Source organism: Enterococcus sp. DIV0294, from assembly GCF_050558155.1.
Taxonomy (GTDB): Bacteria; Bacillota; Bacilli; order Lactobacillales; family Enterococcaceae; genus Enterococcus; species Enterococcus faecalis.
On sequence record NZ_CP187889.1, the window covers coordinates 2,707,501 to 2,722,147 of the forward strand.

Annotated in this window: 12 protein-coding genes, 1 rRNA gene and 1 other annotated feature (1 of these 14 cut by a window edge); of the genes, 3 read left to right on the plus strand and 10 right to left on the minus strand. The window is 39.4% G+C overall.

Going from position 1 to position 14,647, the window contains the following annotated elements; all coding sequences use genetic code 11:
• Positions 1 to 752: ribosomal RNA gene (locus tag IGJ20_RS13070) — 16S ribosomal RNA — on the minus strand; it reaches 809 nt to the left of the window's first position.
• Positions 753 to 1,418: 666 nt separating this feature from the next.
• Between IGJ20_RS13070 and IGJ20_RS13075 the strand changes: the two genes are divergently transcribed.
• The 3 genes from IGJ20_RS13075 to serS all read left to right on the plus strand — a co-directional run bounded on the left by IGJ20_RS13075 (position 1,419) and on the right by serS (position 4,885).
• The gene (locus IGJ20_RS13075) at positions 1,419 to 2,108 is read left to right on the plus strand and encodes a response regulator transcription factor (protein ID WP_002355963.1); all 690 of its coding nucleotides are present in this window, start codon (positions 1,419 to 1,421) and stop codon (positions 2,106 to 2,108) included.
• Positions 2,098 to 3,279, plus strand: coding sequence for a sensor histidine kinase (locus IGJ20_RS13080; protein WP_002363566.1), 1,182 nt, complete (start codon positions 2,098 to 2,100; stop codon positions 3,277 to 3,279). The genes IGJ20_RS13075 and IGJ20_RS13080 overlap by 11 nt, the downstream gene beginning before the upstream one ends.
• A gap of 40 nt (positions 3,280 to 3,319) precedes the next feature.
• Positions 3,320 to 3,526, plus strand: a binding site (T-box leader).
• Positions 3,527 to 3,613: 87 nt separating this feature from the next.
• On the plus strand, positions 3,614 to 4,885 hold the full coding sequence (serS, locus tag IGJ20_RS13085; protein ID WP_002355965.1) for a serine--tRNA ligase: 1,272 nt from the start codon (positions 3,614 to 3,616) through the stop codon (positions 4,883 to 4,885).
• 210 nt (positions 4,886 to 5,095) lie between these two features.
• Here serS and guaB read toward each other — a convergent pair whose 3' ends face one another.
• The 9 genes from guaB to IGJ20_RS13130 all read right to left on the minus strand — a co-directional run bounded on the left by guaB (position 5,096) and on the right by IGJ20_RS13130 (position 14,467).
• A complete protein-coding gene (gene guaB, locus IGJ20_RS13090) occupies positions 5,096 to 6,577 on the minus strand; it encodes an IMP dehydrogenase (RefSeq protein WP_002355966.1) in 1,482 nt (493 codons plus the stop codon).
• 157 nt (positions 6,578 to 6,734) lie between these two features.
• Positions 6,735 to 8,417 (minus strand): 6-pyruvoyl-tetrahydropterin synthase-related protein, encoded by a 1,683-nt coding sequence (locus tag IGJ20_RS13095; RefSeq protein WP_126254707.1) that lies wholly within the window; start codon positions 8,415 to 8,417, stop codon positions 6,735 to 6,737.
• 166 nt (positions 8,418 to 8,583) lie between these two features.
• The gene (locus IGJ20_RS13100; RefSeq protein ID WP_002363563.1) at positions 8,584 to 9,273 is read right to left on the minus strand and encodes a DUF1129 domain-containing protein; all 690 of its coding nucleotides are present in this window, start codon (positions 9,271 to 9,273) and stop codon (positions 8,584 to 8,586) included.
• A gap of 108 nt (positions 9,274 to 9,381) precedes the next feature.
• Positions 9,382 to 10,497, minus strand: a complete 1,116-nt coding sequence (ychF, locus tag IGJ20_RS13105) for a redox-regulated ATPase YchF (protein WP_126254708.1) — start codon at positions 10,495 to 10,497, stop codon at positions 9,382 to 9,384.
• 56 nt (positions 10,498 to 10,553) lie between these two features.
• On the minus strand, positions 10,554 to 10,739 hold the full coding sequence (locus tag IGJ20_RS13110; RefSeq protein ID WP_002355974.1) for a DUF951 domain-containing protein: 186 nt from the start codon (positions 10,737 to 10,739) through the stop codon (positions 10,554 to 10,556).
• A 117-nt stretch (positions 10,740 to 10,856) separates the two neighbouring features.
• A complete protein-coding gene (locus IGJ20_RS13115) occupies positions 10,857 to 11,747 on the minus strand; it encodes a ParB/RepB/Spo0J family partition protein (protein ID WP_002355975.1) in 891 nt (296 codons plus the stop codon).
• Positions 11,740 to 12,501: a ParA family protein gene (locus IGJ20_RS13120; RefSeq protein ID WP_002355976.1), complete on the minus strand. Its 762-nt coding sequence runs from the start codon at positions 12,499 to 12,501 to the stop codon at positions 11,740 to 11,742. The genes IGJ20_RS13115 and IGJ20_RS13120 overlap by 8 nt, the downstream gene beginning before the upstream one ends.
• A gap of 15 nt (positions 12,502 to 12,516) precedes the next feature.
• On the minus strand, positions 12,517 to 13,233 hold the full coding sequence (gene rsmG, locus IGJ20_RS13125) for a 16S rRNA (guanine(527)-N(7))-methyltransferase RsmG (protein WP_002355977.1): 717 nt from the start codon (positions 13,231 to 13,233) through the stop codon (positions 12,517 to 12,519).
• Positions 13,234 to 13,480: 247 nt separating this feature from the next.
• Positions 13,481 to 14,467, minus strand: coding sequence for a DUF3114 domain-containing protein (locus IGJ20_RS13130; RefSeq protein ID WP_126254710.1), 987 nt, complete (start codon positions 14,465 to 14,467; stop codon positions 13,481 to 13,483).
• Positions 14,468 to 14,647: the final 180 nt, after the last annotated feature.

Genomic DNA, 14,647 nt, shown 5'->3' on the forward strand with positions numbered 1-14,647 from the left:
CCGCCTTCGCCACTGGTGTTCCTCCATATATCTACGCATTTCACCGCTACACATGGAATTCCACTCTCCTCTTCTGCACTCAAGTCTCCCAGTTTCCAATGACCCTCCCCGGTTGAGCCGGGGGCTTTCACATCAGACTTAAGAAACCGCCTGCGCTCGCTTTACGCCCAATAAATCCGGACAACGCTTGCCACCTACGTATTACCGCGGCTGCTGGCACGTAGTTAGCCGTGGCTTTCTGGTTAGATACCGTCAGGGGACGTTCAGTTACTAACGTCCTTGTTCTTCTCTAACAACAGAGTTTTACGATCCGAAAACCTTCTTCACTCACGCGGCGTTGCTCGGTCAGACTTTCGTCCATTGCCGAAGATTCCCTACTGCTGCCTCCCGTAGGAGTCTGGGCCGTGTCTCAGTCCCAGTGTGGCCGATCACCCTCTCAGGTCGGCTATGCATCGTGGCCTTGGTGAGCCATTACCTCACCAACTAGCTAATGCACCGCGGGTCCATCCATCAGCGACACCCGAAAGCGCCTTTCACTCTTATGCCATGCGGCATAAACTGTTATGCGGTATTAGCACCTGTTTCCAAGTGTTATCCCCCTCTGATGGGTAGGTTACCCACGTGTTACTCACCCGTCCGCCACTCCTCTTTCCAATTGAGTGCAAGCACTCGGGAGGAAAGAAGCGTTCGACTTGCATGTATTAGGCACGCCGCCAGCGTTCGTCCTGAGCCAGGATCAAACTCTCATAATAAAAGTTAGAACAATCTTGCGATTGTTAAGCTCAATTTGTTTGCTAGCATATTGCTTGCTTGTTAAAAATGTTTGTTGTCTTGAATTGAATCAAGACGCCCTACACATTTGGTTCGTCTATTCTTTGTTCAGTTTTCAAAGGTCTACGTTACCTCGCAGCAACTTTTATATCATAACAAACTTTCGTTTGAATGTCAAGAACTTTTTTAAAAAAGTTTTTTAAGTTGTTTTGCTCGGTTGTTGTCGTCTGTTGTGACAACTTCTATATCTTATCATTTCGTTTGTTATTTGTCAACAACTTTTTTGTTGTTTTTTCAAACTTTTTTCGAGAGATTTGAAATCAAGAATTGTTATTTAATTATTGATTTCTGAATCGCTCAGCTGTGTGACTCGCCTTGCGACATGTAATAATATACCAAGATTTCAAGCATTGGTCAATCATTATTTTCACTTTTTTTAAACTTTTTTTCAATACCGATTATTATGATTGGTATAGGTGTTTTTGTTCGTTTTTTACCCCCTTTCATCCTTTTTTGACTATAGTTTATTAACTTTTAGCAAAATCTTCTAAATTTATCGTAATATATCAAGGATTTTGTCCTTTTTAGCAATTATTTGTTAAAATATGGAAAAGAGATTTTTTTATATATGGAGGAAATGAACGCTTATGAAAATTTTAGTTGCAGATGATGATAAAGAAATTGTAGAACTATTGAGTATTTATATTCATAATGAAGGATACGAAGTCGTGAAAGCTTATGATGGAAAAGAAGCGTTATCCAAATTGCACACAACACCAGATATTGATTTATTAATCTTGGACATTATGATGCCAATCATGGATGGAATGGAAGTAGTAAAAGAACTTCGAAAAGAATCGCAAATTCCAATTATTATGTTAACAGCAAAAACAACCGATATGGATAAAATCAAAGGCTTAGTTGCTGGTGCAGACGATTATGTCACCAAGCCTTTTAATCCTTTAGAAGTAATGGCTCGGGTAAAGTCTATTTTACGTAGAAGCCAAATGCAATTAACCAAAGAAGAACCCGATGAATTAGAAGTCGGCCCATTAATGATTAATAAGGACTCTCACGAAGTCAAAACAATAGAAGGAAAAGAAATTCAATTAACCGCTCTTGAGTTTGGTATCCTCTATCTATTAGCTAGTCATCCAAATCGTGTGTTTAGTGCGGATGAAATTTTTGAGCGTGTGTGGCAACAAGAAAGTATTGTTTCTGCTAAAACCGTGATGGTTCACGTCAGTCATTTAAGGGATAAGATTGAAGAAGCAACTGGTGGAGAAAAAGTCATTCAAACAGTGTGGGGAGTTGGATATAAGATCGATGCTCGTTAAACCTAAAAAGATTGAAAAACAAAAACGAATTACCTTAACTTCTAAAGAAATCAGCGAGTTATTAGCAGAAGCAATTGTGACAATTGTTTTATTACTACTATTAAATGTCTCAATTATGTTCCTTTTAGGACAACTACTTAGTGAAAACTCGCCCTTAGCTGGTGTCATCTGGGCCACTAAGGATGCGGTCGCTAAAGAATTAAATACTGATTTGTTTTGGAGCTGGAATAAATTTGTCTTACCTATTTTCTTTTTAGTAGATGCAGCTGTTCTCTATTGGCGCTTAATTCGTCGCTACCATCAAATGCAATTGCGTCATATTATCAGTGAGTTACATTACATCGCTGATGGTAATTACAATCACCGCATTCCGTTTGAATTAAGTGGTGATTTAGCAAAAGTCGTGACGAGTATTAACGGTCTGGTGGATAGTACTGTCGCAGCCATTGAAGATGAACGGCGAATTGAAAAATCAAAAGATGAATTAATTACGAATGTCAGTCATGATATTCGGACACCGTTAACTTCTATTATTGGTTATCTGGGATTGATTGAAGATCGTCAATTTCATAGCCAAGAAGATTTACTGAAATATACGCATACCGCTTACGTCAAAGCGAAACAAATGAAATTATTAGTTGATGATCTTTTTGAATATACAAAAGTCCGTCAACCAAGTGTACCGATTCATACGACGACTTTTGATATGGCACAATTAATTGAACAGCTTGCTGCCGATTTTGAATTGGAAGCGAAAAAGATTAATATGCAAATCCAAGTAAAAGCCAATCCAGCTTCTTTAATGATGGAAGGCGATACGGAAAAACTAGTCCGAGTCTTTAACAACCTTCTTTCAAACGCTTTGAAATATGGCAAAGGCGGCCATCATATTGTAATGGAAGTAGACAAAGTCGGCACCGAAGCAATTATCGCTGTTCGCAATGATGGACCAGCTATCCCTAAACATTCTTTAGATCAGTTATTTGACCGCTTCTATCGTGTCGAAGAATCCCGATCACAAGAAACGGGTGGTACTGGTTTAGGTCTGGCTATTGCACAAAGTATTGTTGCTTTACATGGTGGATATATTTATGCGAAGTCTGATCAAAAGTGGACTTCCTTTATTATTCATCTACCCTTACAGCGTACCAACAAGAAATCAGAGAGTTAATTGACATCCCTGAACTTTTTCGGTATTCTATAGAAAAGAGAAAACTAAGAGAAAAAGTATTTATGGCACTGAATTCCAGAGAGTTTGCGGGGGTGCGAGCAAACATTCATCTATAAAGAAGTCCGTCTCTTCCAGGTGTCCAGCGAAATAAGTTGGAACGGTCTGCAGCCGTTATCTGCAAATCAAGGGCAGTAACATTACTGAACTTGGGTGGTACCGCGAGATTTCCAGTCATTTCGTCCCAAGAATATTTATTTTTGGGGTGAGATGGCTTTTTTGTTGTTTTCTACAACAGTTATTATTGATTATGTACTAATTTTAAGGAGGAAAAAATATGTTAGATGTAAAAATGATGCGTCAAAATTTTGACGAAGTAAAAGCAAAGCTACAAACCCGTGGCGTGAAAGAAGAAATCTTAGTGGAATTTCTGCGTTTAGATGAAAGTCGCCGTGATTTATTAGTCAAAGTCGAAGAAATGAAAAAATACCGGAATGATGTGTCTGCTGAAATTGCTCAATTAAAACGGAACAAAGAAGATGCAACGGCCAAAATCGCGGAAATGAAAGAAGTCGGCGGCAATATTAAAGCATTAGATGCAGAAATTAACGCTATTGACGAAGAGCTACGTGGGATCACAACTACTTTACCGAATTTGCCAGATGATTCTGTGCCTGTTGGTGCTGGTGAAGAAGAAAATGTAGAAGTACGTCGTTGGAGTGAACCAAGAACTTTTGCTTTTGAACCAAAACCACACTGGGAAGTCGCTGAAAACTTAGGCATTCTAGATTTTGAACGTGGTGCCAAAGTAGCTGGTAGCCGTTTTGTTTATTACAAAGGCTTAGGTGCTCGCTTAGAACGTGCGTTATACAACTTCATGTTAGATTTACATGTTTATGAACATGGCTATACAGAAATGATTACGCCTTATATCGTTAATGACACCGCCATGTTCGGGACTGGCCAATTTCCTAAGTTTAAAGAAGATGTCTTCCAATTACAAGATACGGATTTAACGTTAATCCCAACGGCGGAAGTCCCTCTAACCAATTACTACAACAATGAAATTTTAGATGGCAAGGATTTACCAATTTACTTTACGGCCTTGAGCCCTTCTTTCCGTTCTGAAGCTGGTAGCGCTGGTCGTGACACACGTGGGTTAATTCGTTTACACCAATTTAATAAAGTCGAAATGGTTAAATTTAGTGATGCAGAGCATTCTTATGAGGAATTAGAAAAAATGACGAATAATGCCGAAGAAATTCTGCAAAAACTGGGATTACCTTACCGTGTCATGGCTCTTTCAACAGGTGACATGGGCTTCTCAGCTGCGAAAACTTATGACTTGGAAGTTTGGATTCCCGCTCAAGAGACATACCGTGAAATCAGTTCATGCTCAAACTGTGAAGATTTCCAAGCGCGCCGTGCGATGATTCGTTACCGTGATGAAAATGATAAAGTCCAATATGCGCATACACTCAATGGTTCTGGTTTAGCCGTAGGACGGACAGTCGCTGCTATTTTAGAAAACTACCAAAACGAAGATGGCTCTGTAACTGTACCAGAAGTCCTAGTTCCTTACATGGGTAACCTAACAGTTATTAAATAAAGGGATGATGAAGGTCGTTGTCTGATATCAGATAACGGCTTTTATTCTATAGGAAAAGGAGCCTGTAACAAAAATCACTTTGGATTTTTGTTACAGGCTTAAAAATTGATAAACGGTGGAAACAGAAGCAACTTCTTCATTCTACAGAAAAAGAGGCAGACGTCGAAATGACGTCTGCCTCTTTAAATTTTAAAAAAATCAGCTTTTATTTTATTGAACAGAATAGTTTGGTGCTTCTTTTGTGATTTGAACGTCATGTGGATGTGATTCTTTCAATCCGTTACCACTCATTTGAACAAATTGTGCTTCTTCACGCAACGCTTTCAGGTCTGCTGCACCGACGTAACCCATCCCTGATTTCAAGCCACCGATTAATTGGAAGACAATATCAGAAACGCTTCCTTTGTAAGCAACACGTCCTTCGATTCCTTCTGGCACTAATTTGTTTGCTTCATTGACACTTCCTTGGAAGTAACGATCACTTGATCCTTTTTCCATTGCGCCTAATGAACCCATGCCACGGTAAGTTTTGAAACGACGGCCTTGATAAATTTCAAATTCGCCTGGAGATTCATCTGTACCTGCTAACATACTTCCTAGCATTACAGCATGGCCACCAGCAGCTAAGGCTTTCACGATATCACCAGAATATTTAATACCGCCATCAGCGATAATTGCTTTACCATATTCTCTAGCTACAGAAGCAGCATCATAAATCGCTGTTAATTGAGGAACACCAACACCAGCAACGACACGTGTTGTACAAATTGAACCAGGTCCAATACCAACTTTGACAACGTCAACGCCGACATCATACAATGCTTTGGTTGCTTCAGCAGTGGCAACATTACCAGCAATTAATGTTGCTTCAGGGAACGTTTCACGAATTTCTTTAATTTTGCGAATAACGCCGGCACTATGGCCATGTGCAGTATCGATAACAATCGCATCGGCACCTGCTTCTAATAATGCTTCCGCACGTTCGAACGTATCACTAGTAACACCGACTGCTGCCGCCACAAGTAAACGACCGTGTTCGTCTTTGGCAGCATTTGGGAATTCAATCACTTTTTCAATGTCTTTAATTGTAATTAAGCCACTTAAGCGACCTGCTTCATCAACGATTGGTAATTTTTCGATTTTATGTTTTTGTAAGATTTTTTCTGCATCTTTTAAAGATGTGCCAACTGGCGCAGTGACTAAATGATCTTTTGTCATGACTTCTTCGATTTTGATTTGGTAGTCGGTTACAAAACGCATATCACGGTTTGTAATAATTCCGACTAATTTACGGTTTTCCATTGTTTCTACAATTGGCACACCGCTAATACGGTAACGACTCATTAATTCTTCTGCATCCGCTACTAAGTTTGTTGGTGTTAGAAAGAATGGATCAATGATAACGCCGCTTTCAGAACGTTTGACTTTACGTACTTCGTCTGCTTGTTGGGCGACAGTCATATTTTTATGTACGACACCTAGTCCACCTTGACGAGCCATCGCAATTGCCATATTACTATCTGTAACAGTATCCATACTGGCACTCATCAATGGAATATTTAACTTGATATTTTTAGCTAATTGTACACTCATGTCTACATCATTTGGTAAGACATGGCTTTCTGCAGGGATTAATAGCACATCATCAAATGTAAGACCTTTTTTCGCAAATTTTGTTTCCCAATTTGACATTTTTTTGTCCACTCCTCGACTTAATTTTATATATGAAAATAACAGATAATACTAAGGAAGTCAACTAGATTTGTTTAAATAATCAATGAGGAATAAAGGACAAAACGCCGAAATCGGTTTGTCCTTTATTCAACTCTTCCTAATTAAGGTCCTACTTTCATCGTTGTTCTTTTATCTTGTGTTTCTTTTTTTGTTGTAAAAATCGGCTAAATCCAAAACCGCCGACAGAAAGCAAGGTAATCATTGTCCCTATTTTTTGCACTTTTGTTCTTTGGTAACGGATGTCGACATGTCCTGTACCAGATAAAGAAAGAGCGGCTAAACCTCCTTGATTGGTTAGGCTCATTTTTTTAGCGCCCGTTTGGTTTTTCATTTGAATCGTGGCTTGATAGCCTAAGTAATAAATAAAAGGAACGGTCACCTTCGCTGATTGCTTCACCACTTGGTAGTCAAATGAAATTTTCCCATAAGGCATTCTAACATTTGTAATGGTTACTTGTTCTGCCGAATAATCAAGTTGTCGTTTTTTCTGTTTCAATAATTCCTGATAATTGATTTCATCTGGCAAATATTCATGGCCCGCACCGATATAAAAAGGCGCTGGCTGCTCATACTCAGCTTTTGTTAACAGGCGGCCTTGTTGTGACTGAATACTTTGATATTGATAAATGCCCAAATTGCTGACGGCAAGGAAAACCAACAAAGCCATGGTCCAAGATTTACGGAAAACGCCCCATTCGTCTTGTGCAATGAAAAAAGCGAGCATTACAGAAAGAATCCCTAAAAACCGCCAAGGAAACTGAATCGTATTTAAAGGCGTGTGGTTCAGCAAGTGCCAAGGAAAAAGCGTGGTAACCATCAATAAGAGTACCAGCGTCAAACCAATAAACCGTTTGTCCTGAATTTTTTTGCTGGCAAGCGAAACCACTGCTACAACAAGCCCCACAAACAAAAGGGTTCCTAGATTCGCTGTTTTCGCGTGAAAAACACTGCTCTTTAAACTATTAATGAAAAGAGAAACAATGGGATAACTTCTTTCGGAAATATAAGTGAGTGGATTGGATGTAACTTTAAACACTTGATTTTTCATTTGTTCAGCAACTGGTAAAAGATAAAAGGCCAGCCAAAGCAATGTCAGACCTGCAGCCTTCGCTAATGCCCACAGGACCTCCTTTTTAAAAAACTGCTGCCAATAAAACAGAATGTATAACCCAATCCAAATAGAAACCATTTCAATAGAAATAAAGTGAGCCAACCCAATCCCAGTCATCGCCAGCGTTAACAACGGCCAACATTTCGTGGTTCCCTTTCGTAATAAAAACAGGCTCGCTAAGACCAACGGAAAAAAACTTAGCGCCAAAAATTCTCCTAACGCTTGGCGATTAAACAAGTCTTGCATGCGATAAATAGATAAGCCATACAAAATGGCAAAGAGATAGCTTCTTTTTTTAGAGAGCGCCATTAATCGGCCTGCATAATAAGTAAGACTAAATGTTGCCAAGTTTACTGCAAACACAAAAATCGCCATACTAGCGACAAAGGAAAAACCCAGAACAAGCAAAAGCGCAGGTAAATAAAGATACGCATCTGGATAAAACAAACTAGAGGCATAGCCATAGCCTCCCAAGAAAAAATAATTGATTTTAGGAAACCAGTCGTTGTTTTTAATTGCTAATGCGAGACCTTCCACCCGATTTTGATGAAAGCGAAAATCACTTGCTCGTAAAAAATTCTCTTGAAAATAGACAAAATAGAGAGAAAGTCCACTTAATAAGAGAAAACTAATAAAAATGAGTAGCCGCTCGTGTTGACGGCACCAAGACTTCACTTGTTGTCCCATAAGAGGCTCCTTTCTTTAGCAAACTTCTGAAAACAGAAGCCTGGGACACTAGTTTTTTCGACTAATCCCCCAGGCTTTAACTGTTAAAACGCTCTATTGAGAGAGCGACTTTGCTTGTTGCAGTTTCTGCGTCAGCCGAGCGCATTCACAATTGAGCGCGCGCCGTTTATTGACGTGTCATGAAACTACCTTGAATATTGTATTTTTTCTTGAAGAAATAGCGTGCTACAAAGGCTAACGCACCGATTACTAAAGCAATCATCGGATCTAAAATGGGATTGATCACTGGTGGCAGCATCGCTGAACCAGCGAAAACTGCAATCCACAAGAACATTCCGCCAAATAGAATGGCAGTCGTTTTTAACCAACCAGGACGTTTGCTTTTGTCGCCACCTTGACGATCAAAACGGTAAACATATTTGTGCATTAGATAGAAAACATAACCCCCAGCCATCGCACCTAAGATATATGTGGTTAATCCGAGAGGTTGTGCGGTTCCTTTTGAAAATAGAGACATCGCCGCTAACATGATTGTTAATAAACCAAGTAATAGTAAGGTATTGTCGAGCCAAATCATCCAGCCCGCTGGTTCTTTGACTTCTGCTGGTTTATTTAAAATTGCTTCCGTCCGTTCTGAAACAGTGCCAAATAACTGACGGGCTGTTTTGCCTGTTTTTTGACCGGCTACTAATTCTGGTAAAATACCGTGTAGAGCCAATGCTAGCTCTTCTTCAGATAAATTAGCCGCTTTTAATGATTTTTTTAAGTCAAAAATGTATTGTTCATTTCTTTTAGTCAAATTCTGTTCTAATTGACGATTCTCAGCCACGATTGCTCGTAATGCTTCTGCTTCCATAGTTGTATCCTCCTCACCCTCATGTAGAGGGAACCTCTTTCTAAACGGCTGAATGGCCTTAAATATGTGGGCTTAGCCCAAAACAAATTGCTTGTTGGACACATTTTTTTAAACGTTAAAACGGAACAACATAACATCGCCATCTTGAACGATGTAGTCTTTTCCTTCTAAACGAACACGGCCCGCTTCTTTGGCAGCTTGCATATTGCCATATTTATCTAGGTCTTCATAAGAAACTGTTTCCGCACGAATGAAGCCTCGTTCAAAGTCACTGTGGATAATCCCAGCTGCTTGAGGTGCCTTGATTCCCTTACGGAACGTCCACGCACGAACTTCTTGTTCACCAGCTGTAAAGTAGGTAGCTAAGCCTAACAAATCGTACGCCGCACGAATCAATTGATCTAAGCCAGATTGTTCAATGCCCATTGCTTCTAAAAATTCAGCCTTGTCTTCTTCAGAATCCAATTCAGCAATTTCTTCTTCTGCTCGCGCACTAACTACGATTACTTCCGCATTTTCACTGGTTGCAAAATTACGAACTTGTTGTACATACTCATTGTTGTCTGGATCTGCCACTTCATCTTCTGAAACATTTGCTACATAAAGGACCGGCTTTGTGGTTAATAAGAAAAGAGATTTAACAATTTTCTCTTCTTCTGGCGTAAATTCAATCGTACGAGCAGATAAACCTTCTTCTAAAACTGGTTTAATTTTGTCTAAAACAGCTAATTCTTCCACCGCTTCTTTATCTTTTGCTTTCGCCATTTTAGCCACGCGAGTATAGCGCTTATTGATTGAATCTAAATCTGCTAAAATTAGCTCTAAATTAATTGTATCAATGTCTGCTAAAGGATCAACGAAATCCGCATCCCGATTTTGTTCACGCATGATATTTTCGTCATCAAAACAACGAACCACGTGACAGATTGCATCTACTTGACGAATGTGACTTAAAAACTGATTTCCCAGCCCTTCTCCTTTGCTGGCACCTTTAACAATTCCGGCGATGTCTGTAAATTCAAACGTTGTGGGAACTGTTTTTTTCGGTTTTACTAGTTCTGTCAAGCGTTGTAAACGGGCATCTGGTACTTCAACCATGCCGACGTTCGGATCAATCGTTGCAAAGGGATAATTTGCAGCTTCTGCTCCTGCTTTTGTAATTGCGTTAAATAGGGTCGATTTACCAACGTTTGGTAAGCCGACAATTCCAGCTGTTAGTGCCATTTGTTTTCCACTCTTTCTCTCAGTCTATTCTCTTTTCTATTAGAGGCATCAAAGCATTAGTCTGCTTTTTTCTCGATTACTTTTTTTAATTTTTTAGTAAAATCACGACGCGGCATCATGACAATATGCCCGCAATTCGTGCACTTGATTTTGATATCAGCGCCCATGCGAATGATTTGCCAACGATTTGCTTGGCAAGCATGCGGCTTTTTCATTTCGACAATATCGCCTAAATCATACATGTTCCAAGCCTTCTTTCTTCTCTTACTTATATAAAAATACCATGATTACAATACCATTTTTTAACGAAACTAGCAAAAGGATTTGTGACTTTCTGTCTTACTTTCTCACTTTGTTTTTTATTCCTCGTCAAAATGAATATCTAAAATATCTAAAATTCTAGCCAAATCCGAAGAGGACAAGTACTCAATTTCAATTTTTCCTTTGCCTTCTTTTTCTTGAATCGCTACGGTTGTCCCAAATTTATCCATTAAGCGGTCTTCACTTTCACGAATATAAATGGGTTTTTCCTTGATGGCTTTTTTCGCTTTTTTGCCCTTTTTGCCTTGTGTTTCGTTTAATTCAGCGACAAGTTGTTCTAATTGTCGAACCGTTAAATTGTCTTTAATACAACGATTAGCTAATGGCAATAGCTGTTCTTTGTTCTTCAAGCCTAATAACGTCCGTGCTTGACCCATTGACATGCTTTGTTTTTGAACCATTGCTTTGACCGCATCTGGTAAGGTTAGCAACCGTAAATAATTGGCAATATACGGGCGACTTTTGCCCAAACGTTCTGCGACTTCCGCTTGTGTTAATTTCAAATTTTTCATTAGCATTTCATAGGCTTCTGCTTCTTCTAGCGGATTTAAATCTTCCCTTTGTAAGTTTTCCAAAACAGCAACTTGCATCATGGATTCTTCATCAAATTCGCGAATAATTGCGGGAATTTTTTCTTTGCCGGCTAATTTAGAAGCCCGGAACCGACGCTCACCTGCAATAATTTCATAGCCTTTAACTGCCGATTTACGAACAATAATCGGTTGAAACACACCGGAATGTAGAATCGAGTTTGCAAGTTCTTGTAAAGAGGTTTCATCAAATGTTTTCCGCGGTTGGTAAGGATTGGGACGAAGTTCGTTTAATAGAATTTCTGTCACTTGTTCGTTCTTAACGTCGACATCTTCTAGCTTTGCGATATCTTGAAACAAGGCATCGATGCCTCTGCCTAAACCTTTGCCTTTATTCATTCTCCAACACTTCCTTTGCTAGTGCTTGATACACTTCGGCACCTTTTGAGCGAATATCATAGTCAATGATTGGTAAACCATGACTTGGTGCTTCGGATAAACGGACATTTCTTGGAATAATCGTGTCATAGACTTTTTCACGGAAATATTTACGGACTTCTTCAACGACTTCGGCACCTAAATTGGTCCGAGCATCGTACATGGTTAACAAGACCCCTTCAATTTTCAATTCAGGGTTAAAATGTTTTTGAACCAAGCGAATCGTATTTAGCAATTGACTCAAGCCTTCTAATGCGTAATATTCACATTGAACAGGAATTAGAATCGAATCACTTGCTGTAAAAGCATTGATTGTTAAATGCCCTAGAGAAGGCGGGCAATCAATTAAAACGAAATCATACATGTCTCTTACTTCATCAATTGCTAATTTCAAGCGCGATTCTCGAGCCATCATTGAAGTTAATTCAATTTCAGCGCCTGCTAATTGAATAGTTGCAGGGACAATATCTAAATTTTCACGGCTGGTATGTTGAACCACGCTAGTGATTGGTTCTTCATTTACAAGGACATCATACACATCGTGTGCGACATCTGGTTTAGGGACACCCATGCCACTGGTAGCATTTCCTTGTGCATCAATGTCGATCAGTAAGACTTTTTTGCCTAAGTTTGCTAAACATGCGCCTAAATTTACAGTGGTCGTTGTTTTACCAACGCCGCCTTTTTGGTTCGCTACAGAAATAATTCGTGTCATGTGTGTGCCTCCATCTTATTTAATCGGTTGTTTATTTGGTAATCCAGGTTTTCTGGGATATTTTTTAGGGGTTTCTTTTTTCTTTTGAATCACGACAATGTGGCGTTCGTCTGCCGTAATCGGCAAAGTAAAACCAACTTCTTTCTGAAATTGACCGCCTAATGTAGCGATTGCAGGTTTTGCTTCATTAATTTCTTCTTCACTTTTCGATGCTTTTAAGGCTAAAAAATAGCCTTCTTTTTTAACTAAGGGTAAACACAGTTCACTTAAAACATTTAATCGTGCAACTGCTCGCGCTGTAACGTAATCAAACGCGCCACGAAATTCTGCTTTTTGACCAAATGTTTCTGCACGATCATGATACAAAGAAACATTAGCCAAACCTAGTTGATTCACCAACTCTGTTAGGAAAGTAATTCGTTTATTTAAAGAGTCAACAATTGTGACATTTAATGAAGGAAAAACAATTTTCAAAGGAATACTTGGAAATCCTGCGCCTGCGCCAACATCACAAATGGCTTTATCGCTGGCAAAGTCTTCAAAGAATGCCAACGAAACAGAATCATAGAAATGTTTCAAATAAACTTCTTTTTCTTCTGTAATGGCTGTTAAATTCATTTTTTCATTCCATTCTACTAATAAATGGAAATATTGGTCAAATTGTGTCATCTGTTGGTCTGTCAATTCAATGCCTTTTGCGGCTAATAGTTGTCTAAATTCTTCGGGTAGCATAAAGACTCCTTCCTTTTTTGTGAAACAGAAAAATGTTTCACAATCATCTTTTCCTACTTTAACGCAAATAGCAATTTCTTGCAATGCTTTTCGGAAGATTTTTGCCTGAATGATAAAAGAAAAACCCGCCTTTTTATGTAGTAAAAAGTCTCTAGCCACGGGCCAAAATGTTCAATTGGCGGCAACGAGAACCGCCTTTCTCTAAGAGTAAAACAAGCCAATGTTTCATGTGAAACATTGGCTTGTTTTACTTACTATAATCATCGCACTTTATTTGTCGTTCTCTGCGGTAGTCGTATTCTTGGATACGGGGACTTAACCAACCTTTTTTGGCTGTTTTTCGTAATTGATGATCAAATCTCCCTGGTGGTGAACTATCTAGTAATTCATGGGTACGATTATTCCGATTTGCATAATTAAACGATTCACCATTCAAGACTTTTTCCTGGTATTCATTGTTTTTGGCCGCTTGATAATAAGCTGGATTACTAATTAATCTGCCTCGCCAGTCTTCAACTAACACATCCCACTGGGTTACAAAGGTCCCTTCTTCATTCAAAATAAACTCACTGTGAAAATTAGGCGTCAATCGTTTCTTATTAATTAAAGAATAAGATGCCCCCTCAGGGTATTTGTTGTGCAAACGAGCAGAGCTTTTTTTCAGCTTCCGCCCGCCCATCCCTTGCGGCTTGGCCGTAAAAACATAGCGTTTTAATGCCTGTTCATCGGTGTCCCCTTCTTGTTTAAAAAAATCGCGGATATACGTGATATTTTGACGATCAATATACATTCTTAATTGATGTATCTTTTTCGCTTTCTCTTGATTAAAGCTCCCAAGAAGACCTAACGGATAGGCTTTTTGAACTGTTTTTGCCAACAAATCCCAAAACGTCGCATGCGGTGCAACCGTCTTCGAGAAACGATAAGGTCCTACTAATTGCAACATGCCATGCTGATCCAACACTGCACCTAATTGCCATAACAGTAACGAGAGCTTTTCTTGCGGACGATAAGCCGAAAAGCGAAATAATCGCTCATACGCTGAAGAGCCCACTTCTTCCACTTCAGAAAACAGTTCCGCGACTGCTGTTTTCGCTTGCTCAAGTGGCAAGAAACGCGTGTCTTTTATGGCGCTTTCCACTAATCCATAAACAGCTTGGCGGTCCCAGCCAGCGTCAATCGCCGCCTCTACACCAGCGCTCATTGCTTGTTGTAATTCTTGCCAACGTCCCATCTTCTCGCCGCCTTTTTCTATATACTTCTTCTATAATGATAATCCTTTCCCCGCAAAATGCCAACTGCTTTAACGCAAAAAAACAACCCGCCCTTTGGGGAAGGGCGGGCGGAGGAGTTAAAAAATGAAAAAGTGTTTTGTTAGGGTTTTGTTTATCGGGTATGTTTAAATAATAGCCGT